Origin of the sequence: Bradyrhizobium sp. STM 3809 (genome assembly GCF_000239795.1) — a bacterium.
Lineage (GTDB): Bacteria > Pseudomonadota > Alphaproteobacteria > Rhizobiales > Xanthobacteraceae > Bradyrhizobium.
In genome coordinates, this window is the sequence record NZ_CAFJ01000199.1 from 1 (window position 1) to 23,061 (window position 23,061).

Annotated in this window: 19 protein-coding genes and 1 tRNA gene; 12 read left to right on the forward strand and 8 right to left on the reverse strand. The window is 66.2% G+C overall.

What is annotated here, in order from left to right; all coding sequences use genetic code 11:
• Positions 1 to 546: 546 nt before the first annotated feature.
• Positions 547 to 1,104: a MarR family winged helix-turn-helix transcriptional regulator gene (locus tag BRAS3809_RS10940; protein ID WP_008962157.1), complete on the reverse strand. Its 558-nt coding sequence runs from the start codon at positions 1,102 to 1,104 to the stop codon at positions 547 to 549.
• A gap of 181 nt (positions 1,105 to 1,285) precedes the next feature.
• On the opposite strand from BRAS3809_RS10940, the gene BRAS3809_RS10945 reads away from it, so the two are divergent.
• The 5 genes from BRAS3809_RS10945 (at position 1,286) to fahA (ending at position 6,957) form a co-directional block, all read left to right on the forward strand.
• On the forward strand, positions 1,286 to 2,917 hold the full coding sequence (locus BRAS3809_RS10945; RefSeq protein WP_008962158.1) for an FAD-dependent oxidoreductase: 1,632 nt from the start codon (positions 1,286 to 1,288) through the stop codon (positions 2,915 to 2,917).
• Positions 2,918 to 2,928: 11 nt separating this feature from the next.
• Entirely contained in the window at positions 2,929 to 3,156 is a 228-nt protein-coding gene (locus BRAS3809_RS10950; RefSeq protein WP_008962159.1) for a DUF2783 domain-containing protein, read from the forward strand.
• Positions 3,157 to 3,179: 23 nt separating this feature from the next.
• Positions 3,180 to 4,136 (forward strand): MBL fold metallo-hydrolase, encoded by a 957-nt coding sequence (locus tag BRAS3809_RS10955; RefSeq protein WP_008962160.1) that lies wholly within the window; start codon positions 3,180 to 3,182, stop codon positions 4,134 to 4,136.
• The gene (gene hmgA / locus BRAS3809_RS10960) at positions 4,136 to 5,482 is read left to right on the forward strand and encodes a homogentisate 1,2-dioxygenase (RefSeq protein WP_035656037.1); all 1,347 of its coding nucleotides are present in this window, start codon (positions 4,136 to 4,138) and stop codon (positions 5,480 to 5,482) included. Before BRAS3809_RS10955 ends, hmgA begins: the two co-directional genes overlap by 1 nt.
• Before the next feature lie 200 nt (positions 5,483 to 5,682).
• Positions 5,683 to 6,957: a fumarylacetoacetase gene (gene fahA, locus BRAS3809_RS10965; protein WP_008962162.1), complete on the forward strand. Its 1,275-nt coding sequence runs from the start codon at positions 5,683 to 5,685 to the stop codon at positions 6,955 to 6,957.
• A gap of 177 nt (positions 6,958 to 7,134) precedes the next feature.
• On the opposite strand, the gene BRAS3809_RS10970 is transcribed toward fahA, so the two are convergent.
• The gene (locus tag BRAS3809_RS10970) at positions 7,135 to 7,446 is read right to left on the reverse strand and encodes a DUF1272 domain-containing protein (protein ID WP_008962163.1); all 312 of its coding nucleotides are present in this window, start codon (positions 7,444 to 7,446) and stop codon (positions 7,135 to 7,137) included.
• Between the two features lie 89 nt (positions 7,447 to 7,535).
• A complete protein-coding gene (locus BRAS3809_RS10975) occupies positions 7,536 to 8,015 on the reverse strand; it encodes an Lrp/AsnC family transcriptional regulator (protein WP_008962164.1) in 480 nt (159 codons plus the stop codon).
• A 122-nt stretch (positions 8,016 to 8,137) separates the two neighbouring features.
• Here BRAS3809_RS10975 and hppD point away from each other — a divergent pair, with 122 nt between their 5' ends.
• Positions 8,138 to 9,256: a 4-hydroxyphenylpyruvate dioxygenase gene (hppD, locus tag BRAS3809_RS10980; protein WP_008962165.1), complete on the forward strand. Its 1,119-nt coding sequence runs from the start codon at positions 8,138 to 8,140 to the stop codon at positions 9,254 to 9,256.
• Positions 9,257 to 9,590: 334 nt separating this feature from the next.
• On the opposite strand, the gene BRAS3809_RS10985 is transcribed toward hppD, so the two are convergent.
• From BRAS3809_RS10985 to BRAS3809_RS11000, 4 genes are all read right to left on the reverse strand, one after another.
• Complete coding sequence (locus tag BRAS3809_RS10985; RefSeq protein WP_008962166.1) at positions 9,591 to 10,703, reverse strand: CaiB/BaiF CoA transferase family protein; 1,113 nt, start codon at positions 10,701 to 10,703, stop codon at positions 9,591 to 9,593.
• A 187-nt stretch (positions 10,704 to 10,890) separates the two neighbouring features.
• Positions 10,891 to 11,691, reverse strand: coding sequence for an FAD binding domain-containing protein (locus BRAS3809_RS10990; RefSeq protein ID WP_008962167.1), 801 nt, complete (start codon positions 11,689 to 11,691; stop codon positions 10,891 to 10,893).
• 19 nt (positions 11,692 to 11,710) lie between these two features.
• Positions 11,711 to 14,056, reverse strand: a complete 2,346-nt coding sequence (locus BRAS3809_RS10995; RefSeq protein WP_008962168.1) for a xanthine dehydrogenase family protein molybdopterin-binding subunit — start codon at positions 14,054 to 14,056, stop codon at positions 11,711 to 11,713.
• 106 nt (positions 14,057 to 14,162) lie between these two features.
• A complete protein-coding gene (locus BRAS3809_RS11000; protein WP_008962169.1) occupies positions 14,163 to 14,648 on the reverse strand; it encodes a (2Fe-2S)-binding protein in 486 nt (161 codons plus the stop codon).
• A gap of 318 nt (positions 14,649 to 14,966) precedes the next feature.
• Here BRAS3809_RS11000 and BRAS3809_RS11005 point away from each other — a divergent pair, with 318 nt between their 5' ends.
• The 4 genes from BRAS3809_RS11005 (at position 14,967) to BRAS3809_RS11020 (ending at position 21,410) form a co-directional block, all read left to right on the forward strand.
• Positions 14,967 to 17,012, forward strand: a complete 2,046-nt coding sequence (locus BRAS3809_RS11005; protein ID WP_008962171.1) for a methyl-accepting chemotaxis protein — start codon at positions 14,967 to 14,969, stop codon at positions 17,010 to 17,012.
• Between the two features lie 403 nt (positions 17,013 to 17,415).
• Positions 17,416 to 18,930 (forward strand): MFS transporter, encoded by a 1,515-nt coding sequence (locus BRAS3809_RS11010; RefSeq protein WP_008962172.1) that lies wholly within the window; start codon positions 17,416 to 17,418, stop codon positions 18,928 to 18,930.
• A 6-nt stretch (positions 18,931 to 18,936) separates the two neighbouring features.
• The gene (otsB, locus tag BRAS3809_RS11015; RefSeq protein ID WP_008962173.1) at positions 18,937 to 19,758 is read left to right on the forward strand and encodes a trehalose-phosphatase; all 822 of its coding nucleotides are present in this window, start codon (positions 18,937 to 18,939) and stop codon (positions 19,756 to 19,758) included.
• Between the two features lie 188 nt (positions 19,759 to 19,946).
• Entirely contained in the window at positions 19,947 to 21,410 is a 1,464-nt protein-coding gene (locus tag BRAS3809_RS11020) for an alpha,alpha-trehalose-phosphate synthase (UDP-forming) (protein ID WP_035656036.1), read from the forward strand.
• Between the two features lie 59 nt (positions 21,411 to 21,469).
• On the opposite strand, the gene BRAS3809_RS11025 is transcribed toward BRAS3809_RS11020, so the two are convergent.
• The gene (locus BRAS3809_RS11025; protein ID WP_008962175.1) at positions 21,470 to 21,814 is read right to left on the reverse strand and encodes a hypothetical protein; all 345 of its coding nucleotides are present in this window, start codon (positions 21,812 to 21,814) and stop codon (positions 21,470 to 21,472) included.
• Between the two features lie 247 nt (positions 21,815 to 22,061).
• Between BRAS3809_RS11025 and BRAS3809_RS11030 the strand changes: the two genes are divergently transcribed.
• Both BRAS3809_RS11030 and BRAS3809_RS11035 read left to right on the forward strand, forming a co-directional pair.
• Positions 22,062 to 22,151 (forward strand) — tRNA-Ser (locus tag BRAS3809_RS11030).
• A gap of 167 nt (positions 22,152 to 22,318) precedes the next feature.
• Positions 22,319 to 23,061 (forward strand): tyrosine-type recombinase/integrase (locus BRAS3809_RS11035; RefSeq protein ID WP_035656039.1); only part of this gene is annotated, 743 nt, incomplete at its 3' end.

Consider the following 23,061-nt stretch of genomic DNA (forward strand, 5'->3'; position numbering starts at 1 on the left):
ATTTCTTTTCTCAGGCGGGCCATGGGTGAGGCCCTCACCCGGCATTCCCTGCGCCCTCTGCATGCTCGCGAGGGACGAACTGATTGCATGACTCGGGCCGTGCTGGCCGCGAGGTTGCGCGCGCATGTCGCCTGGCTTTGAGCGATCTCCGCTGTTTGAACCGTGAATCCGCTCCACCCCCGCTGTCGTCCCGGACAAGCCGCGACGCGCGCAGCGCATCGCGGCGCCGATCCGGGACCCATACGCCGCGGCCGATGCCGTTTGCGAGATGCCAACGACGAGCCTGCCTCAAACGTCTCCCTGTGGTTATGGATCCCGGCATTCGCCGGGATGACGATGGAGGTTGTCGTCGCGCTGCTCAATGCAGCGCGCTGATCTCACCGATCTGCCGTAGGGTGGGCAAAGGCGCCTGGGTGGTGCGCGTGGCGGATGACGGTCTCGCGCGCCGTGCCCACCGCCCTTGTTGCGCGAAGAACGGGGGCACGCGCCGCCTTCGGCGGCCCTTTGCCCACCCTACGAAGCTGTGCCCACCCTGCGAAACGCGAACTAATACGCCTGCTTGGCGTCCGCTTCCTCGCTGGTCTGGATCAAATCCAGGCTCGCCTCGATCTTGCCGATCAGGCGGTCGAACAGCTTGCGCTCCTCCGCCGACAGGCACGCCATGATCTCGCGCTCGCGCTGCTGCAGCCGCGGGATCAGCTCCTCATACAGCGTCTTGCCCTTGCGCGTCAGCCGCAGCCGGAATTCGCGGCGGTCGTCGGCGTTCTCCACCCGCTCGATCAGCCGCCGCTCCAGCAGCGACGTCACCGCGCGGCTGATGGTCGATTTGTGCGTGCGGGTGCAGGCTGCGACATATTGCGCGCTGCAGGCGTCGCGGCGGAAGCCGAGCGTCGCCAGCACGCGCCATTCTGGAATGTCGAGCCCGTAGCGCTCGCGGTAGTCGCTGGCGAGCGCGGCGCTGACCTCGGCGGCCAGGCGGTTGAGCCGGAACGGCGCGAATTTGAACAGGTCGAGCCGCTCGTCGCCCTGTGGCAGCGCGGCATGCGGCTCGCCGTCGGCGGGTTTGGCCCGCCGCCTGGACGCCGCGGGGGATGTGGTCGCCACGTTCGCGCTCCGATTTTTTTGAGTTGACGCGGCCGAGGCCGTCAGCTTTAGAATAGTTGCAGGTGAGACTATCTGGCAAGTCGGTCGTCTGGCAATTCAGTCGTCGGGCAAATCAGCCGCAGGCCTCACCCGAGGAAATGTCGGTCGCTTCCATTCCAAGAAACCATAAGGCGAGCAAGCCATGGTGCAGACCAATCCGGGGCAGGGCGCGAGCCCAGCGAAGGTGCAGTTCGGCTATATCAGGCACGGCGATCAGGATCACGCGGCGCCGGTCGCACATGCCGTTGTTGTGGTGGGCGCCGGTCCCGTCGGCCTGTCCTTCGCGATCGATCTGGCGCAGCGCGGCCATGCCGTCGTCGTGCTCGATGACGCCGATCGCATCGGCGAAGGCTCGCGCGCGATCTGCTTCTCCAAGCGCTCGCTGGATTACTGGGATCGGCTCGGCGTCGGCGACCGCATGGTCGAGAAGGGCGTGGTGTGGAACGTCGGCCGCATCTTCCACGGTCCGTCGGAGCTTTATCAGTTCGACCTGCTGCCCGAACCCGGTCACAAGCGCCCGGCCTTCATCAACCTGCAGCAGTTCTACGCCGAGGCCTATCTTGTCGACCGCGTCAGTGCGCTGCCGTCGATCTCGCTGCGCTGGCGCAACAAGGTGACCGCGCTGGAACAGCGCAATGACGGTGCGGTGCTGACGATCGAGACGCCGGATGGCCCCTACCGCCTGTCGGCGCAATATGTGATCGCCTGCGACGGTGCGCGCTCGTCGCTGCGAAGCATGGTTGGCGCCGGCTTCTCCGGAAAGGTGTTCGAGGATCAGTTCCTGATCGCCGACGTCAAGATGACCGCCGCGTTCCCGACCGAGCGCTGGTTCTGGTTCGACCCGCCATTCCATGCCGGACGCTCGGCCCTGCTGCATCGCCAGCCCGACGACGTCTGGCGCATCGACCTGCAGCTCACGCCGGACTGCGATCCCCAGGTCGAGAAGAAGCCGGAGAACGTGCGGCCGCGCATCGCGCGCATGCTCGGCCACGACAAGTTCGAGTTCGAATGGATCTCGCTCTACAAGTTCCAGTGCCGCCGCATGGAGCGCTTCATCCATGGCCGGGTAATCTTCGCCGGCGATTCCGCGCACCAGGTGTCGCCGTTCGGCGCGCGCGGCGCCAATTCCGGGCTGGAGGATGCGGAGAACCTGTCCTGGAAGCTCGATCGCGTGCTGCGCGGGACGTCGCCGTCCGATTTGCTCGAGACCTATCACATCGAGCGCAGCGCCGCGGCCGACGAGAACATTCGCGAATCCACCCGCGCCACTGACTTCATGGCGCCGGTGAGCGCACAGGAGGCGCGTTTGCGCAAGGCGGTCCTGGCGCTCGCCAAGGAGACCGAGTTCGGCAAGCGCATGGTCAATGGCGGCCGGCTCTCGGTGCCATCGGTCTACGAGACGCCGCTGTCGACCGCCGATGCCGAAGCGTGGGCGAGCGGGCCTTGCCCGGGCACCTCGTTGCTCGATGCGCCGCTGAAGGCCGCCGACGGACGGCACCTTCATCTCACTGACGCGTTCAATGCCGAGGGCCGGCGCTTCACCGTGCTGTCGTTTGCCAATGGCACGGCGGTCGACGCACCCGGCGAGGTCGGTGTCATCAGGATCGGTGGCGACGGTTTCGCGGATGCGGAAGGCTTCGCCGGCCAGCGCTACGGCGCCGAGCCCGGCACGGCCTATCTGCTCCGCCCGGACGGCTATGTCGCCGCGCGGTTCCGGCATCCGACGCGGGAGACCATCGCCGCGGCCGTGGCGCGCGCCGCCGGACTGAACTGAAGGAGCTGGTGATGGCCCTCTCGACCGCCTCCAACTTCGCCAAGCCCGATGACGCCTTCCGTGCCATCGTCGAGGCGCATCGCGGCCTCTCGGACAAGGACAGCGCCGATCTCGATGCGGCGCTGGTCCTGATCCTCGCCAATCACATCGGCGACATCACCGTGTTGCGCGAGGCGATCACGCTCGCGAAGCGGCGCATGATCGACACCAGCCAGCAACAGCAACAACAGCAGCAATAGCTGCCGACACAGGGAATGAACTGATGGCGAAAGGTTTCGCATCCACCACCGACATGGCCGAGAAGAAGGTCACCTTCTCCGAGATCGGGCCCGATCTCTATGCCTTCACGGCGGAGGGCGATCCGAACTCGGCCGTGATCGTCGGTGATGACGGCTGCATCGTGTTCGACGCGCAGGCGACGCCGGCGATGGCCAACAAGGTCATCGAACGCGTCAAGACCGTGACCGACAAGCCGATCAAATATGTCGTGCTGTCGCATTATCACGCCGTGCGCGTGCTCGGCGCCTCCGCCTATCACGCGCAGGGAATCGTCGCCTCGCAGGAGACGCACCGGCTGATCGTCGAGCGCGGCCAGCAGGACTGGGATTCGGAGTATGGCCGCTTCCCGCGGCTGTTCCAGGACGCGCAGAGCATTCCCGGCCTGACCTGGCCGACCCTGACCTTCGAGGGCGAGATGACCATCCATCTCGGCAAGCGCGAGGTGCAGCTGATCCAGCTCGGCGCGGGCCACACCTCCGGCGACATCGTCGCCTGGGTGCCGGACGCCGAGGTGATGTTCTCCGGCGACCTCATCGAGTATCACTCCGCCTGCTATTGCGGCGACGCCTATTTGCGCGAATGGCCGTCGACCCTGAACGAGATCCGCGACTTCAATCCCAAGGCGATCGCGCCCGGCCGCGGTGATGCGCTGAAGGGCGAGGCCACCGTGCGCGAGGCGATCGCGATGACCCGCGATTTCGTCTCGTCGCTGTATGGCGCGGCCGAGATCTCGGTCGCCAAGGGCCGCAGCCTGAAGGAGTCGATGGCCGCAACGCGCGAGGTCATGGATCCCAAGTTCTCGAGCTTCGCCATCTACGAGCACTGCCTGCCGTTCAACGTGTCGCGCGCCTATGACGAGGCCAGCGGCATCGACGATCCCGTGATCTGGACCGCCGAGCGCGACCGCGAGATGTGGGCCCGCCTGCAAGGAGAAGGATGATGAACGTCAACACATCGCCTGACCAGCTCAGCCGTGCGACGGGCCAGGTCACGCCCGGCTACATGTCCGGCTTCGGCAATTCGTTCGAGACCGAGGCGCTGCCGGGCGCGCTGCCTCTGGGGCGCAACTCGCCGCAGCGCTGCGCCTACGGGCTCTACGCGGAGCAATTGTCCGGCTCGCCGTTCACCGCGCCGCGCGGCTCCAACGAGCGCTCCTGGCTGTACCGCATCCGGCCCTCGGTGAAGCACTCCGGCCGCTTCGCCAAGGTCGACGCCGGGCTGTGGCGCACCGCGCCGTGCCACGAGCAGGAGATCACGGTGCAGCAGCTGCGCTGGGATCCGACGCCGATGCCGGCGGGCGAGGTGACGTTCCTGCAGGGCGTGCAGACGATGACGACGGCGGGCGATGCGGCGACGCAGGCTGGCATGGCCGCGCATGTCTACGTCATCACCAAGTCGATGGTCGACCAGCACTTCTACAATGCCGATGGCGAGCTGATGTTCGTGCTGCAGCAGGGGCGCCTGCTGTTCGTCACCGAGTTCGGCCGCATCGATGCCGAGCCCGGCGAGATCGTCGTGATTCCGCGCGGCGTGAAGTTCCGGGTCGAGATCCCCGCCGGCCCGGCGCGCGGTTATCTCTGCGAGAACTATGGCGGCGCGTTCACCCTGCCGGAGCGCGGCCCGATCGGCGCCAACTGCCTCGCCAATGCCCGCGACTTCCTGACGCCGGTCGCGTCCTACGAGGACAAGGACACGCCGACCGAGCTCTACGTGAAGTGGGGCGGCGCGCTGTTCAAGACCGAGCTGAAGCATTCGCCGATCGACGTCGTCGCCTGGCACGGCAATTACGCGCCCTACAAATACGACCTCCGCACCTTCTCGCCGGTCGGCGCCATCGGCTTCGATCATCCGGATCCGTCGATCTTCACGGTGCTGACCTCGCCGTCGGAGACCGCCGGCACCGCCAACATCGATTTCGTGATCTTCCCCGAGCGCTGGATGGTGGCCGACAACACCTTCCGCCCGCCCTGGTATCACATGAACATCATGTCGGAGTTCATGGGCCTGATCTACGGCGTCTATGACGCCAAGCCGCAGGGTTTTGTGCCCGGCGGCATGTCCCTGCACAATTGCATGCTGCCGCACGGCCCGGACCGCGAAGCCTTCGAACACGCCAGCAACGGCGAGCTGAAGCCGGTGAAGCTGACGGGCACCATGGCCTTCATGTTCGAGACCCGCTTCCCGCAGCGGATCACCAAGCACGCAGCGGAGTCCGGCACCCTGCAGCCGGACTACGCCGATTGCTGGAACGGATTGGAAAAGCGCTTCGATCCGAACCGGCCTTGACCACCACCTCCGCCGTCATTCCGGGGCGCCGCGAAAGCGGCGAGCCCGGAATCCATAACCACGATCGGTCGTGTGGATGAAAAGCTGAGCCACAACCACCTCGCCTCACACGTCGTCCTGTGGCTATGGATTCCGGGCTCGGCCCTGCGGGCCGCCCCGGAATGACAGCGTGAGGCGTGACGCGAATTCAGGAACACACCGTGCCCCACCCCAACGATCCCTCGCTCCGCTCCTTCATCCCGGTCGATCCGTCGTCCGATTTCCCGATCCAGAACCTGCCCTATGGCGTGTTCTCGGCAGCGGACTCGTCGAAGCCCCGCGTCGGCGTCGCGATCGGCGAGTTCGTGCTCGACCTCGCCGTGCTCGAGGACGAAGGCCTGCTCGACCTGTCGCCGGCCTACGAGGTGTTCGCGCAACCCTCGCTCAATGCCTTCATGGCGCTCGGCCCCGCCGTGTGGTCGAGGACGCGCGCGGCGATCAGCGCGTTGTTGCGCGAGGACAATCCGCGGCTTCGCGACGACAAGCCGCTGCGCGGCCGCGCGCTGCTGCCGCGCCAGGACGTGACGTTGCATCTGCCGTTCCGCGTCGCCGGCTACACCGATTTCTACTCGTCGAAGGAGCACGCCACCAATGTCGGCGTGATGTTCCGCGGCAAGGACAATGCGCTGCAGCCGAACTGGCTGCACATGCCGATCGGCTACAACGGCCGCGCCTCGACGGTGGTCGTGTCCGGCACGAACGTGCGCCGGCCGCGCGGCCAGCTCAAGCCGCCGAGCGCCGACGTGCCGAGCTTCGGGCCATGCAAGCGGCTCGACTTCGAGCTGGAGATGGGCGTCGTCATCGGCCAGCCCTCGCGTCTCGGCGAGATGCTGACCGAGGCGCAGGCGGAAGCGATGATCTTCGGCTTCGTGCTGCTCAACGACTGGAGCGCGCGCGACATCCAGCAATGGGAATACGTCCCGCTCGGCCCGTTCCAGGCCAAGGCGTTCGCGACGTCGATCAGCCCGTGGGTCGTCACGCGGGAGGCGCTGGAGCCGTTCCGTATCGCGGGGCCGGTGCAGGACCCGGTTCCGCTGTCATACCTGCAGCAGAAGAATGCGCAGAACTACGATCTCGCGCTCGATGTCGGCCTGCGTGCCGCAGGCAGCAACAACGCCCAGAGCATCTGCCGGACCAACTTCAAATACATGTACTGGTCGAGCGTCCAGCAGCTGATGCACCATGCGTCCTCCGGCTGCGCCATGAGCGTCGGTGATCTCCTCGGCAGCGGCACCATCTCCGGCCCGGAGAAGCACCAGCGCGGCAGCCTGCTCGAGATCAGCTGGAACGGCACCGAGCCGATCGAACTCGACGGCGGCGTCAAGCGCTCGTTCCTGGAAGACGGCGACTCGCTCGTCATGCGCGGCTGGTGCCAGGGCAACGGCTATCGCGTCGGCTTCGGCGACGTGGAGGGCACGATCGTTGCGGCGGACTAGCCACCCGACTCGCCGCCGTCATTTCGGGGCGCGCGCAGCGCGAGCCCGGACTCCATACTCACAGGCGGACCTGTCGTGCGACCTGCTCGTGGCTATGCATTCCATCCGCAGGTTGAGTCATGGTTATGGATTCCGGGCTCGGCCGTGCGGGCCGCTCCGGAATGACGAGAGGAAACATCAGCGGTTCTCCGGCGCCACATCCTTCACGCCAACCACAAAGGCCGCGACGTCCTCGGCCGCGAATTTCAGATGCACGCGCTTGTCCGACGGCACTTGCTTCACCGTGCAGACACCAGGGCGCCATTCCCGCGCCGGCCGGATCGGGCGCGGCGCAAAGCCGCCGCCGCAGTTCGGGCAGACGTTGGATAGCTTCGTCTCCACGCAATCTGCGCAGAACGTGCATTCATACGAACAGATCCGCGCGTCCGTCGCGGACGGCGGCAGATCCTTGTCGCAATACTCGCAGTTGGGGCGAAGCTGCAGCGCCATGGTGGTCTCGCAAAATTTGGAGCGCGGCGACTGTCGCAAAAGCCCGCGTGGGGGTGAATGCCGAAGTTCCCTCGATTCGCGCCATGCCGTCAGCTCGTCGGCAGCGACGCCAGCGGCAGCTTCGCGCTCTCCTTCAGCCGGTCGAGCACAATCGAGGAGCGCACATGGGCGACGCTCTGATGCGGCATCAGCACATTGTTGACGATGTCGGACAGGCTCTTGAGGTCGCGCAGCACGACCTTGAGCAGGTAGTCGGAGTCGCCGGTCAGCGCATAGGCGTCCTGGATCTCGTCGACACGGTTGACCAGCGCGCGAAACTTCTGGGCATTGTCGGGCGAGTGGGTGGCCAGGGTGATCTGGATGAAGGCGATCAGCTCGAAGCCGAGCGCCTGGCTCGCGAGCTGGGCGCGGTAGCCGGCGATGACGCCGTCTTCCTCCAGCCGCATCCGGCGACGCGAGCATTGCGAGGCGGAGAGGCCGGCGAGATCGGCCAACTCCTGGTTGGTCAGCCGGCCATCGTCCTGCAGCGCGGCCAGGATGCGGAGATCGAAGCTGTCGACCAAAATCATGCGCCATTTCCTTTAAGCATGCACGGATCGTGCATATCCGGGCGAAAATGACAATGGTTTGCATGCTCCATGCGTCGAATCCGGGCGATGATCTCCGGGTCAAGCTGAAGGAGCTGCCACCCATGGGTCCGTTTCCGCACGATGCGCCGCCTGCCACCATCTCCGCCGAGAACCCGATGGGCACCGACGGCTTCGAGTTCGTCGAATATGCCCACCCCGACGCCGGGCAGTTGCACGCGCTTTTCGGGCTGATGGGCTTTACCGCCGTCGCGCGCCACAAGACCAAGGCGATCACGCTGTACCGCCAGGGCGACATCAACTACCTCGTCAACGAGGAGCCGGGCAGCCACGGCCACGACTTCGTCGCCGCGCACGGCCCGTGCGCGCCATCGATGGCGTTCCGGGTGGTCGACGCCAGGAAGGCCTATGCAAGGGCAATCGCGCTCGGTGCCGAACCCGCCGATCTGCCTGCACAGCAGAAGACGCTTGACGTGCCCGCGCTCAAGGGGATCGGCGGCAGCCTGCTGTATCTGGTCGATCGCTACGGCGCCAAGGGCGCGGCCTATGACCTCGAATTCGACTGGATCGGCGCGCGCGACCCGCGCCCGGCGGGCTCCGGGCTGTACTATATCGATCACCTCACTCACAACGTCCATCGCGGCCGCATGGACGTCTGGGCCGGCTTCTACGAGAAGCTGTTCAACTTCCGCCAGATCCGCTTCTTCGACATCGAGGGCCGCGCCTCCGGCCTGTTCTCGCGCGCGCTGACCAGTCCGGACGGCAAGATCCGGATTCCGATCAATGAGGATGCCGGCGACTCCGGCCAGATCGAGGAATATCTCAAGACCTACCGCGGCGAGGGTATCCAGCACATCGCCTGCGGCGCACGCGACATCTACGCGACCGTCGAGGGCCTGCGCAGCGCTGGCCTTCCCTTCATGCCGTCACCGCCCGACACCTATTTCGAGCGCATCGATCACAGGCTGCCGCGGCACGGCGAGGACGTCGCGCGGCTGAAGCGGAACGGCATCCTGATCGACGGCGAGGGCGTCGTCGATGGCGGCCATACCAAGGTGCTGCTGCAAATCTTCTCGGCCAATGCGATCGGCCCGATCTTCTTCGAGTTCATCCAGCGCAAGGGCGACGACGGCTTCGGCGAAGGCAACTTCAAGGCGCTGTTCGAATCGATCGAGGAAGACCAGATCCGCCGCGGCGTGCTGAAGGTCGAGGCGGCGGAGTAGGGGAAGTCGGTTTGCTCGTCATTGCGAGGAGCAAAGCGACGAAGCAATCCAGAGTCCCGCCCTGGCCCTGGATTGCGTCGCTTCGCTCGCAATGACGGTGGGTGCAAGCGGCACACTGCCGCGCCACAAACAGCGTCGTCCCGGCCTTGAGCCGGGACCCATACCGCGTGATGTCTCAGCAGGGCACGGTGGCAGACGATCTTTGCCTCACCACGGACGGTGGCTATGGATCCCGGCGTTCGCCGGGATGACACCGTGGTTTGGCGCGAGCGTCGTCAACTCATTTCCGATCGGATGGATGAGGCGTGCGGTCGGCACCCACGAGACGATGAGCTTACCGCCCTGCCTTCCACGCATTCACCAGCGTCCCGATCTCGGCGACCTGCGGCTCGCGGATGGTCGAGGGTGTGCGCGAGAACCGCGGTGCGGGCGCGGGCTGCGTGACGCCGTGGCGCTCGACGAAGACGCCGCGGGCGGCCATGTGGGCGTGCTTGGGCGCCTCCGACATCGTCAGCACCGGCGCGAAGCAGATGTCGGTGCCTTCCATGATCGCGCACCATTCCTCGCGCGTCTTGCTCTTGAACACCGCGACCAGCTTCTCCTTCAGCGCCGGCCAGGCGCGCGGGTCCATCTGCGCCTCGAAGGCGGGATCGCTGAGGCCGGCGTGCTGGCGCAGCAGCGCGTAGAATTGCGGCTCGATCGAACCGATCGAGATGAAGTTGCCGCAGGCGCATTCATAGACGCCGTAGAAATGCGCGCCGCCATCGAGGAAGTTGCGCTCGCGCCCCTCGGTCCAGCGGCCCATCGCGGTGAGGTCGAAGAACATCGCGAGCAGCGAGGCGGCGCCGTCGCACATCGCGGTGTCCACCACCTGGCCCTTGCCGGACTTCGATGCTTCCAGCAGCGCGGCGAGCACGCCGACGACGAGATACAAGGCACCGCCGCCGAAATCGCCGACCAGATTGAGCGGCGGCACCGGGCGTTCCTTCGGCCCGATCGCGGCCAGCGCGCCGGTGATGGAAATGTAGTTGATATCGTGGCCGGCGGCATGCGCCAGCGGTCCTTCCTGGCCCCAGCCGGTCATGCGTCCGTAGACCAGCCTTGGATTGCGCGCGAGCACGACATCGGGGCCGAGCCCGAGCCGTTCCATCACGCCGGGGCGGAAACCTTCGATGAGCGCATCGGCGCCCGCGAGCAGATCGAGCACGTCGGCTATGACGGCTTTGTCCTTGAGATCGAGCTCGATCACCGTGCGGCCGCGGCCGGCGACCGACTTCATATTCTTGCGCGCGCCGACGCGATCGAGCGTCACCACCTCCGCGCCCATGTCCGCCAGCAGCATGCAGGCGAACGGTCCCGGTCCGATGCCGGCGAACTCGACGATGCGGAAACCTGCGAGCGGGCCGGTGGCGCGGGTCTGGTTGTGAGGAGCGGTCTTGTCGAGCACGTCGTTGTGTCCTTCGTTGTGTCCTTGGGCGTCGCGCGTCTTGTCGCTTGCGTTTCCTGATCCCTCGATTGTCCCGCGTGCATCAAATCAACGCAAGGGCGCCGTATGCCGCAAAGCAAAACGGCGCGCATTGCTGCGCGCCGTGGAATTTGTCGTACCGTTGCGCGGAATGATCCGCGTCGGACATTCAGCCCGCGGCTTGCACCGCGCGCTGCGCCATCACCTTCACCAGATTGGCGCGGTAATCGGCCGAGCCGTGGATGTCGCTGAGCAGGCCCGCCGCCGACACGCTGACGCCGTCGAGCGCCGATGCCGACCAATTCGCCTTCAGCGCCGCCTCGATCGCCGGCACCCGCATCACCCCGCTCTGCGAGGCGCCGGTGGCGGCGGCACGGACGTCGCCGCTCTTCGTCTTGGTGACGAACACGCCGGTGAGCGCGAAGCGTGAGGCCGGATGGCGCATCTTGGCGTAGCCGGCCTTCTCCGGCACCGGGAACGCCACCTCGGTGATGATCTCGCCGTCCTCGAGCGCCGTCGTGAACAAGCCCTTGAAGAAATCGTCCGCCGAGATCGACCGCTTGTTGGTCTTCACGGTGGCGCCGAGCGAGACCAGCGCTGCGGGGAAGTCCGCCGCCGGATCGTTGTTGGCGATCGAGCCGCCGATCGTGCCGCGCGAGCGCACGGCGGGATCGCCGAGCACCGAGGTGAGATGGGCGATCGCGGGGATCGCCTTCTTCACATCGGCACTGGTCATGATGTCGTAGTACGTGGTCGCCGCCTTGATCACGAGCGTGTCGCCCGAGAGCTGCACGCCGATCAGGTCCTTGATCTTGCCGATGTCGATGACATCGGACGGCGAGGCGAGGCGCTGCTTCATGACCGGGATCAATGTGTGACCACCGGCGAGGAATTTCGCCTCGCTGCCCTTGGAGAACAAAGCTGCGGCCTCGTCGACCGAGGAGGCGCGATGATAGGTCGTCTCGTACATGGTTGCTCCTCCCGTTCGATCAGGCGTTGCCGTGGATCGCGTGCCAGACGCGGTCCGGGGTCGCCGGCATTTCCAGCTTGTTGTTGCCGATCGCATCCGTGATCGCGTTGATCACGGCCGCCGAGGCACCGATCGCGCCGGCCTCGCCGCAGCCCTTCACGCCGAGCGGATTGCCCGGGCAGAAGGTCGTGGTGTGGCTCAGCTTGAACGACGGCACGTCGTCGGCCCTGGGCATCGCATAGTCCATGAAGGACGCCGTGACCGGCTGGCCGTTGCCGTCATAGACGGCGTGCTCCAGCAGCGCCTGGCCGATGCCCTGGACGAGACCGCCATGGACCTGGCCCTCGACGATCATCGGGTTGATCAGCCGGCCGAAATCGTCCGCCGCGACGAAGTTGACGAACGACGTCTTGCCGGTGGCCTGGTCGACCTCGAGCTCGCAGATGTAGGTGCCGGCCGGGAAGGTGAAGTTGGTCGGATCGTAGAAGGCGCTCTCCTTCAATCCGGGCTCCATCCCGTCAGGCAGATTGTGCGCGGTGTAGGCGGCGAGCGCGACCATCGGCAGCGCGATCGACTTGTCGGTGCCGGTCACCTTGAACTCGCCGTTCTCGATGACGATGTCGCCTTCCGACGCCTCGAGCGCATGGGCCGCGATCTTCTTGGCCTTGGCCTCGACCTTCTCCATCGCCTTCAGGATGGCGGTCAGACCGACGGCCGCCGAGCGCGAGCCGTAGGTGCCCATGCCGAACTGCACCTTGTCGGTGTCGCCATGGACGATCGAGACCTGGCTGATCGGCACGCCCAGGCGGTCCGCGATCAGCTGACAGAAGGTGGTCTCGTGGCCCTGGCCGTGGCTGTGCGAGCCGGTGAGCACCTCGATGGTGCCGACCGGGTTGACGCGGATCTCAGCCGATTCCCACAGACCGACGCCGGCGCCGAGGCTGCCGACCGCCTTCGAGGGCGCGATGCCGCAGGCCTCGATGTAGCAGGAGAAGCCGATGCCGCGCAGCTTGCCCTGCGCCTTGGCGGCGGCCTTGCGGCCTGCGAAGCCGGCATAGTCGATCGCCTTCAGCGCCGCGTCGAGCGAGGCGTTGAAGTCGCCGGTGTCGTAGGCCATGATCACCGGGGTCTGGTGCGGGAACTGGGTGATGAAGTTCTTCCGCCGCAGCTCCGCCGGGTCGACCTTGAACTGGCGCGCGGCGGTCTCGACCAGCCGCTCCAGCAGATAGCTCGCCTCGGGACGGCCCGCGCCGCGATAGGCGTCGACTGGCGTGGTGTTGGTGTAGACGCCCATCACCTCCGCGTAGATCGCCGGGATGTTGTACTGGCCCGACAGCAGGGTCGCGTACAGATAGGTCGGCACCGACGACGAGAACAGCGACATGTAGGCGCCGAAATTGGCGTGGGTCTTGACCCGCAGGCCGAGCATCTTGTGGTCGGCGTCGAACGCCATCTCGGCCTTGGAGATGTGGTCGCGGCCATGCGCGTCGGTCAGGAACGCCTCGGTGCGGTCGCCGGTCCACTTCACCGGACGGCCGACCTTCTTGGAGGCCCACAGCGCCACCATCTCTTCCGGATAGATGAAGATCTTGGAGCCGAAGCCGCCGCCGACGTCGGGCGCGATCACGCGCAGCTTGTGCTCGGGCGCGATGTTGTAGAACGCCGACAGCACGAGGCGGGCGACATGCGGGTTCTGCGACGTCGTGTAGAGCGTGAAGTGCTCCTCGGCGGCGTCATAGTCGGCGATCGCCGCGCGCGGCTCCATCGCGTTCGGCGCGAGCCGGTTGTTGGTCAGCTCCAGGCTGACGACGTGAGCGGCCTTGGAGAAGGCGGCGCTGACCGCGGCCTCGTCGCCGATGTGCCAGTCATAGACGACGTTTCCGGGAGCCTCCGGATGCAGCTGGGGCGCGCCGGGCTTCAGCGCGGACGGCATGTCGGCCACCGCCGGCAGCTCCTCATACTCGACGACCACGGCCTCGGCGGCGTCACGCGCGAGGTTCTTGCTGTCGGCGATCACGACGGCGACGGCCTGGCCGACGAAGCGCACGGTCTCCGGCGCCATCGCCGGCCATGCACCCATCTTCATCGGCGAGCCGTCCTTGGAGGTGATGGCCCAGCCGCAGATCAGGTTGCCGACCTTGTCGTCGACGATCTGCTTGCCGGTCAGCACCGCGACCACGCCCGGAATCGCCTCGGCGGCCGAAGCATCGATGCTCTTGACCTTGGCGTGCGCGTGCGGGCTGCGGATGAAATGGGCATAGGTCATGCCCACCAGCTTGATGTCGTCGACATACCGGCCCTTGCCGGTGATGAAACGCTTGTCCTCCTTGCGGACGACGCTTGCGCCAATGCCTTCCATACCCATGCGAATCTCTCCCCTACCGGAGTTTGTTGTCCCGCCGCGGCCATCGCGCGCAGCGGTCGTGGTCTCGGTATTTGATTGAAGGACGTCGAAAGCCGGACGGCCGCCGCTATTCGGCGGCCTGGGCGACCTTCATCCGGCCGGCGGCGTCGAGCACGGCCTTGACGATGTTGTGATAGCCGGTGCAGCGGCAGATGTTGCCTTCCAGCTCCTCGCGCACCGTGGCCTCGTCGAGCGCGCCTCCGTGGCGGTGCACAATATCGATGGCGGACATGATCATGCCCGGGGTGCAATAGCCGCATTGCAGGCCGTGATTGTCGCGGAAAGCCGCCTGCATCGGGTGCAACTCGTCGCCCTTGGCAATGCCTTCGATGGTGGTGACATTGGCGCCGGCGGCCTGGCCGGCCAGCACGGTGCAGGATTTCACGGCCCGGCCGTCGATATGGACGACGCAGGCGCCGCATTGGCTGGTGTCACAGCCGACATGGGTGCCGGTGAGATTGAGATGATCCCGCAACAGGTGCACGAGCAGGGTGCGATCCTCGACCTCAGCCGAGACCGCCTTGCCGTTCACTGTCAATTTGACTGTCGACACGAGTAACCTCCCGATGAATTATTCTTATTCCGATTAGAAACAGCGCCCTCAGGACTTTGCAACTCGAATTTTCGTCTAGGGCGTCATTGCGACGTCTTGCGCGCGGCATCGGCGATTCGGTCGCATCTGGCACGCGGCGGCGAGCGGCCTCGGCAACGGCGTGACGCCGACTGCGGCGGCGTACGCCGACTGCAGGCTGCATGCCAATTGCTTCCATTTACCGCCCCTTAGCCATTGTGACGTAGTTTTGATCACGGTCTGGTGCGCTGGCGGCCGGTGCCGGTTCGCTTCGCTCATGTAAAGAACGGCGTGTCGGGGGTGGGAATGTCTGCGCAATTTGCGCCGCGGTCGCGGCGTGGCAATTTTCTGACCCTGCGTTTCCGCGCCAAGATCTTTCTTGGTTTCGCGATCGTGCTGGCCCTCTCCGCCGCCGGCATCGGCTTCGCCTATGTCGGGTTCGAGAAGGTCGCCGCCGCCGTCGCCGCCTATCGGATGAGCGTCGCCGAGGCCGACGCGGCCAGGACCATCGATCGCGAGCTCGTCTCCTATCAAGCGCTCGTCCGCTATTTTGCCATGACCGGCAAGCCGGAAGACGAGGCAGCCGCGATGGCGGCCCAGCAGTCCGTCCAGGCGGCGATCGACAAGTCGATGGCGGCGACGAGCGCGGCAGACCGCCAGGCCCAGCTCGGCAAGCTGCAAACGCAATTTCAGACTTTCACCAAGATCTTCTCGGACATCGTCACCTTGACCCACGACAACGCCAAGCTGGCGACCGACCAGATCGGGATCGTGGGCAACAAGATCCGCTTCAAGTTCGACGACCTGGCCGATACGGCGGCGCTGGCGGGGCTCCCGACGGTGCAGACCACCGCCAAGGATCTGACCGGTCAGTACCTCACCGCCTCCGCCCTGGTCGGTACCTTCCTGGCCAAGCCGGACCCGAGGACGGCTGACGGCGCCATCGCCCGGACCCGTTTCCTCGAGACGTCGCTGGTCACCATTTACGCCAACGACGAGAAGGTCACCCAGCGCGTCAGCGAACTCGGTGACCTCATCAAGCAGTATCGCGCTGCCTTCATCAAGTTTTCGGAGAACGCCAAGACCCTGGCCAAGCTGGTGCAGGACATGGGCAGCGCGGCGACCGAGATCCTCGCGCTGTCGAACGGGCTGCGCTCCGATCTCGCCGCCGACCAGCAGCGCATCGAGGCGTCCACCAACGGCACCATCGCCGAAATCGAGCGGCTGATCGCGATCCTCGCCGTCGGCGGCCTGGCGCTGGGCGCGGCGCTGGCCCTGATGCTCGGCAACGGCATTTCCAGGCCGATGATCACGATGTGCAAGGCGATGCGCGAGCTCGCCTCCGGCAATTTCGAGGTCCGACTGCCCGGTCTCGGGCGTGCCGACGAGATCGGCGAAATGGCCGCGGCGGTCGAGGAGTTCAAGGTGCAGGCGGTGGCCAAGGCGGAGCGCGATGCTGCGACGCAGGATGCCCAGAACAAGGCGGCCGGCGCGGCGCGCCGGGCCGAGCTGATTCGTTTCGCCGACGAATTCGAGACCGCCGTCGGTTCGATCGTCTCCAACGTGTCGAGCTCGGCGCAGCAGCTCGAGCATGCCGCCTCGACCCTGACGCAGACCGCGGAAACGACGCAGTCGCTGGCGAGCCGGGTCAGCGGCACCTCCGACCAGGCGACCAACCGGATCCAGTCGGTGGCGAGCGCGACCGACGAGCTGTCGGCCTCGGTCAGCGAGATCGGCCGCCAGGTGCGGGAGTCCAGCCGCATCGCCGAATCCGCGGTCATGCAGGCCGAGGAGACCGACGGCCGCATCGGCAAGCTGTCGCGCGCGGCACAGGAGATCGGCGATGTCGTCAAGCTGATCACCGCGATCGCCGAGCAGACCAATCTGCTGGCGCTCAACGCCACCATCGAGGCGGCGCGCGCCGGCGATGCCGGCCGGGGATTCGCGGTGGTGGCGTCCGAGGTGAAGTCGCTGGCCGAGCAGACCGCCAAGGCCACCGACGACATCTCCAACCACATCTCCGGCATGCAGGCGGCCACCCAGGAATCGGTCGCGGCGATCAAGCAGATCGGCGGCACCATCCGCCAGATCTCCACCATCGCCTCCTCGATCGCGACCGCCGTCGAGCAGCAGGGCGGCGCCACGCAGGAGATCGCCAAGAACGTGCAGGGCGTCGCCGCCGGCACCCAGGCCGCGGCCAGCGACATCACCCAGGTCAACCGCGGCGCGACCCAGACCGGCGAGGCCTCGGAGGAGGTGCTGCGCTCGGCCCAATCGCTGTCCTCGGAGAGCGCGCGCTTGCGCGAGGAGCTCAACCGCTTCATGGCGAACATCCGCGCGGCGTGAGGCCGCCGGGGTTCGGCTGTTCTCCTCACGGCTGGCAAATGCGTTTGTGAGCTCGCGGCCCAACCCTCAGCTGTCATCCCCGCGAATGCGGGTATCCCTACGCCGTGGCTAGCGTGGGGCGGGTGGTATTGGTCGGGCGGCCAATCTCACATCACGCGGGATGGATCTCTGCGCGCGCTCGCTCCGCTCGCTTGCCCGGGACGACAGCTGAAGGTGGAGCGGCGTCCGGGCTCTCAGCCACGTGCCAAGGATGGCTCCGATGAGAGCCGAGTTCCCCCATCCGTCCGGGAACCCCGCGCCCGGCGAGACGTTGGGTCGCAGCGGCAGGACATCGCTGCCGCATTTGCTTCATCCTTTCCGGTCAAGCTCTCGGTGCCGTCTCGCGCCGTCGCAGTGGGATTCCATGGCACCCCGGCAGGCATCCTTTCCTCATCTCCGCGTCATCACCTCGACGCCGCCATCCGGCGAAGCCGCGCGCGAGCCCTCGCGCGACGACAATGTCATCGAGACCAATATCCCTGCCCGGCTCGACGATCTCCGCTGGAGCCCGTTCCACACCCGCGTGGTGCTGGCGCTCGGCATCACCTGGGTGCTCGACGGGCTCGAGGTGACGCTCGCCGGCGCGCTGTCGGGCGCGCTGAAGCAGAGTCCGAGCCTGCACTTCTCCAATCTCGAGATCGGGCTCGCCAACAGCGCCTACCTTGCCGGCGCCGTGCTCGGCGCGCTCGGCTTCGGCTGGCTGACCGACCGCATCGGGCGGCGAAAACTGTTCTTCATCACGCTGGCGCTTTATCTCTCCGCGACCGCGGCGACCGCGTTCTCATGGAATGTCGCGACCTACGCGCTGTTTCGTTTTCTCACCGGCGCCGGCATCGGCGGCGAGTACACTGCGATCAACTCGACGATCCAGGAGCTGGTGCCGGCGCGCTATCGCGGCTGGACCGACCTGATGATCAACGGCAGCTTCTGGCTCGGCGCTGCGCTGGGCGCGGTCGGCGCGATAGTGCTGCTGGACCCGGCCGTCGCAGGCCCCGATGTCGGCTGGCGGCTGGCCTACGGCATCGGCGCCTGCCTCGGCCTCGTCGTGCTGATCATGCGGATGTGGATTCCGGAAAGCCCGCGCTGGCTGATGATCCACGGCCACCCCGACGAGGCGCATGACATCGTCGTCGCCATTGAGCGCGAGGTCACCGGCCACGATCGCGAGGCGCGCGCGAAATCTCTTCCCACGATGAAGTTGCGCATGCGCGACCATACGCCGCTCGGCGAGGTCGCGCGCACGCTGTTTTCGGTTTATCGCCAGCGCTCGCTCGTCGGACTGACGCTGATGGTCGCGCAGGCGTTCTTCTACAACGCGATCTTCTTCACCTTCGCATTGGTGCTGACTGATTTCTACGGCATCAAGTCCGACCATGTCGGCTGGTACATCCTGCCCTTCGCCGCCGGCAACGTGCTCGGGCCGCTGCTGCTCGGCCGCCTCTTCGACACGCTCGGCCGCCGCGCGATGATCACTTTCACCTACGGCGTATCCGGCGTGCTGCTGGCGCTCACCGGCTATCTGTTCTCGATCGGTGTGCTGAGCGCGCAGACCCAGACCGCGGCCTGGATGGTGATCTTCTTCTTTGCCTCGCCCGCCGCAAGCGCCGCCTATCTCACCGTGTCGGAGAACTTTCCGCTCGAGGTCCGCGCGCTCGCGATCGCGTTGTTCTACGCGATCGGCACCGGCATCGGCGGCGTCGCCGGACCCGCGCTGTTCGGCGCGCTGCTCGATTCCGGCGCGCGCAGCGCCGTGTTCGCAGGCTACCTGTTCGGCGCGGGGCTGATGGTCGTGGCGGCGCTCGTGGCCTGGCGCTATGCGGTCGCAGCCGAGCGCAAATCGCTCGAGCAGGTCGCTCGACCGCTCGCCGTGATGGAGTAGTCGAGGATGTCCGAGAAGTCCGACCTGATCGTGCAGGGCACGTCCGAACCCGCCGAGATCGTGCCGACCCCGTTGAGCCTCGTGCCGCATCTGCGCGAGGTCGCGATCCTGCTCGACATCGACGGCACCTTGCTCGACCTCGCGCCGACGCCGCGCGAAGTGTGGGTTCCGCCAGGGCTGATGGAAACATTGAATGCTTTGCTTCAGCGGACCTCCGGCGCGCTGGCGATGGTCTCCGGACGCTCACTCAACGACATCGACCTGATCTTCGCGCCCGCGATCTTTCCCGCCGTCGGCGGCCACGGTGCGGAGATGCGGCTCGCCGGCGGCAGCGAGGCCGACGCCATCGGCGCGCCGCCGCTCGACAAGGAGCTGAAACGCAGGCTCGCGGCGATCGCCAAGCTCAGTCCGGGCATTCTGCTCGAGGACAAGGGCTATTCGCTGGCGCTGCACTATCGCCTTGCGCCGCAGGCGGAGAAGGCGATCTATGAGGAGGTGTCGCGCATTCGCGCCGAGCTGCCCGGCGCGCCGATCGAAGTGCTGCCCGGCAAGAGCGTCTGCGAGATCAAGCAGGCCGGATTCACCAAGGCGAGCGGCGTACGCGAGTTGATGCGCCGCGCGCCGTTCGCGGGACGCAAGCCGTTCTTCATCGGGGATGACGTCACCGACGAAACCGTCTTCGCGATCATGCCCGATTTTGCCGGGCTGTCGTTCTCGGTGGGACGCCGCGCCCGCGGCGTCGATGGCCATTTCGATACGCCGGATGATGTGCGCGCGTTTCTGTCGCAACTCGCGACGGGCGGAACTACTTCATCTCCAGTCGGGTGATCATGTAGTTCCATCTGCGTGCGGTTCGCACGATGCGCATGCATGTGCACATTAGAAATCCTCTGACTTCACGGGCGCTGTGATTACACCGCGGCACTGCCCGAATTTGGTTTCAATTGGTTGAAAGGGTGGCCCGGAACCATATTGATGAACAGCTGTTAACCGACATGACCAACAGGAGGGGATCTGTGAACCTCGTCGTGGTTTCGAATCGGGTGGCGCGTGGCAAAGCCAACGAGCCAATGACCGGCGGACTTGCGGCAGCCCTGCTGCCCGTTGTGGAAAATTCGGGAGCAGTTTGGGTGGGTTCCTCGGGTCGGGTGCGCGATGGCGCACAGGCCGAACCGATTGCGCAGGTCGAGCAGCTCGGCCAGGGCGCGTTGGCGCTGCTGGATCTGCCGGCCGCGCACTATGCGGGCTATTATGAAGGCTTCGCCAACTCGGCGCTGTGGCCCGCGCTGCACTCCCGCAGCGATCTGATTCGCGTCTCGCAGGACGACTACAACTCCTACCGCGAGGTCAATTCGTTCGTCGCCCGCGCGCTGCTCAAGTTCCACAAGCCGGACACGCTGTTCTGGATCCAGGACTATCATTTCCTTTCGCTCGGCGCGGAGCTGCGTACGCTCGGCGTCAGGAGTCCGATCGGCTTCTTCCTGCATACGCCATGGCCCGCGCGCAGCGTCATCGACAGCGTGCCGAATCACCGCGACCTCGTCACCGCGATGCTCGCCTATGATCTGATCGGCTTCCAGACCGAGGATGATCGCGAGAACTTCACCGCCTGCGTGCGTGCCGATCTCGGCCTGCAGGTGCGCGACGGTGTCGTCGGCTCGCGGCACGGCCGCACGCGTCTTGCCGTGTTTCCGATCGGCATCGACGCCGACAAGTTCGCGCAGCAGGCCGCCAAGGCCGCCTCGCATCCCGACGTGTCGCGGTTGCGCCGCAGCCTGCACGGCGAGAAGCTCGCGATCGGCGTCGACCGCCTCGACTACTCCAAGGGCCTCGTCAACCGCATCAACGCGTTCGACCGGATGTGGACTGTCCATCCGACCCTGCTGCGCGCGGCGTCGCTGCTGCAGATCGCGACGCCCTCGCGCGAATCCATCGAAGCCTATGGCAATCTGCAGAGCGAGGTTGCGCGCCTCGTCAGCGAGGTCAACGGCCGCCATGGCGAGGTCGACTGGACGCCGATCCGCTATCTCAACAAGGGCTATGGCCAGGGCGTGCTCGCCGGCCTCTATCGCAGCGCGCAGGTCGGCGTCGTCACGCCGCTGCATGACGGCATGAACCTGGTCGCCAAGGAATATGTCGCCGCGCAAAGCCCGGTCGATCCCGGCGTGCTGGTGCTGTCGAAATTCGCCGGGGCGGCCAACGAGCTCGATGCCGCGCTACTGGTCAATCCGCACGACATCGACGGCATGGCACGGACGATCGCGATGGCGCTTTCGATGCCGCTCAACGAGCGGCGGATGCGTCACCAGATCCTGATGGCCAAGCTGCGCCGCCATTCGATCCAGCAATGGTTCGCGGACTTCCTCGACGCGCTGCAGGACGACGGCGCCCAGGATGCTGCCGAGATCGAACCGCTGCCGGCCGCGCCGGCTGGATTCCTCAGCGGCCGCCTGGCGTCCTCGAGCGCGCGCTATCACTGAGCCCTCCAGCGGCCCACGTGCAGCGGCGCAGGCGGGAGAGGCAACGCGAGATCAGTGGCTCAGTGGCAATACGACACGCCGTCGAGCACGGCGCAGCGCAGCTTGTTCGGCGAGCTCGGATTGTCCATCGGCACCATGCCGTTGCCCTGGCCGACGAACACGCCGGGACCGACCACCACCGAGGCCTTGTTGCCGACGATGACCGACGGGTGCGGTTTGAGGCTCGATCGGGTCCCGTCCGGCCACAGGATCGCATCGCCCTGCCAGATCCCCTTGCGGCCATCGTCGCAGGTCACGTCGACGCCCTGCCGTGTGCACTGGTCGGCGCGGGCCGCGCCGGTCCCGGCAATGCCGAGCGCCGCGATCAGGACAAAGGCGAGCCGGACAGGAGCAGGTGACGGCATGGGAGATCCTCGAACAGATCCTTCAAGAGATCTTTGGGGGAGGGCGTTGGGGCAGTTCAGCGCAAATCAGTGGTCGCAGCATGACAGGCCCCGGTTCACGGGCCCCCTCCAGGCTTTCGCCAGAGGGCCAGACCGGCCCCCTGGCCGGCCGGATTGGTGATTTTTATCAGCCATTTGGGGGAAATTTGGCCCAGACGCCTCCGCCCCGCTTGCAAAACGCCCCCGACCCCGCCAAGAGAGGGCCGCCGGAGAGATGGCCGAGTGGCTTAAGGCGCACGCTTGGAAAGCGTGTGTGCGGGAAACCGTACCGTGGGTTCGAATCCCACTCTCTCCGCCAGCACCTCATCCCAGCCGTTCCCAAAACCTGCCAAAATGCTTGTTTAACAATGCATTAGGTGGTGGAATCGTTGCCGGCCGTTCCCAGGACTACCCATCCAAACCCGGTCAAGACCGGGTATGAAACCGGGTATCAGGCAGGCCCGACCGGGTATCGCGGGTGAGTTCATGCTGACTGACGTCCAGATCCGGAAAGCCAAGGCGGCGGACAAGCCTTACAAGCTCACCGACGGTGGGGGACTCCACGTTTACGTCTCTCCCGCAGGCGGCAAGCTCTGGCGCCTAAGATACGAGTTTGATGGCAGGGAAAAGTTGCTTTCACTCGGTCCGTATCCCTTGGTCGGGCTCGCCGAGGCCAGGGACGCGGTCGCGAACGCCAAGCGCTTCCTTCGCGAGGGGCGGGACCCTGCGGTCGAGAAGCGGCTCAGACGTCTCCAGGTCGCCACAAGCCAATCGTCGACCTTCGAAGCGATTGCCCGCGAATGGCACGATCTGAACAAGGGGCACTGGGTCGAGCAGCACGCCTTCGACGTCCTCCATTCACTGGAGCGGGACGTGTTCCCCGATCTCGGCTCTATTCCGATCCGGGATATCACTGCGGCGAACGTGATCGCCGTTCTGCGTCAGATCGAGGATCGCCCTGCTGTCGAGACGGCGCGTCGCGTCCGCCAGCGGATGTCGGCGGTCTTCGTCTATGCCATCGCATCGGGGCGTGCCGAGAACGATCCTGCCGCTGCTGTCCAGAAGGCGATGAAGCCGCTCAAGAAAGGGCGACAGCCGGCGATTACGGAGCTCGAGCAAGCGAGGATGGTCCTGCGCCGGGCTGACGAGACGCCGGCCTCGCCTGTCACCAAGCTTGCTCTGAGACTATTGGCGTTGACGGCGTTGCGACCGGGAACTCTGATTGCAGC

Bases quoted from the DNA above. Each gene is read 5' to 3' on its own strand.
- BRAS3809_RS10990 (WP_008962167.1), bottom strand. From the start codon at position 11,691: ATGTACGAGACGACCTATCATCGCGCCTCCTCGGTCGACGAGGCCGCA.
- BRAS3809_RS11010 (WP_008962172.1), top strand. From the start codon at position 17,416: ATGGCACCCCGGCAGGCATCCTTTCCTCATCTCCGCGTCATCACCTCG.
- hmgA (WP_035656037.1), top strand. From the start codon at position 4,136: ATGAACGTCAACACATCGCCTGACCAGCTCAGCCGTGCGACGGGCCAG.
- BRAS3809_RS10955 (WP_008962160.1), top strand. From the start codon at position 3,180: ATGGCGAAAGGTTTCGCATCCACCACCGACATGGCCGAGAAGAAGGTC.
- otsB (WP_008962173.1), top strand. From the start codon at position 18,937: ATGTCCGAGAAGTCCGACCTGATCGTGCAGGGCACGTCCGAACCCGCC.
- BRAS3809_RS10950 (WP_008962159.1), top strand. From the start codon at position 2,929: ATGGCCCTCTCGACCGCCTCCAACTTCGCCAAGCCCGATGACGCCTTC.
- BRAS3809_RS10970 (WP_008962163.1), bottom strand. From the start codon at position 7,446: ATGGCGCTGCAGCTTCGCCCCAACTGCGAGTATTGCGACAAGGATCTG.
- hppD (WP_008962165.1), top strand. From the start codon at position 8,138: ATGGGTCCGTTTCCGCACGATGCGCCGCCTGCCACCATCTCCGCCGAG.
- BRAS3809_RS10975 (WP_008962164.1), bottom strand. From the start codon at position 8,015: ATGATTTTGGTCGACAGCTTCGATCTCCGCATCCTGGCCGCGCTGCAG.
- BRAS3809_RS10995 (WP_008962168.1), bottom strand. From the start codon at position 14,056: ATGGGTATGGAAGGCATTGGCGCAAGCGTCGTCCGCAAGGAGGACAAG.
- BRAS3809_RS10945 (WP_008962158.1), top strand. From the start codon at position 1,286: ATGGTGCAGACCAATCCGGGGCAGGGCGCGAGCCCAGCGAAGGTGCAG.
- BRAS3809_RS11025 (WP_008962175.1), bottom strand. From the start codon at position 21,814: ATGCCGTCACCTGCTCCTGTCCGGCTCGCCTTTGTCCTGATCGCGGCG.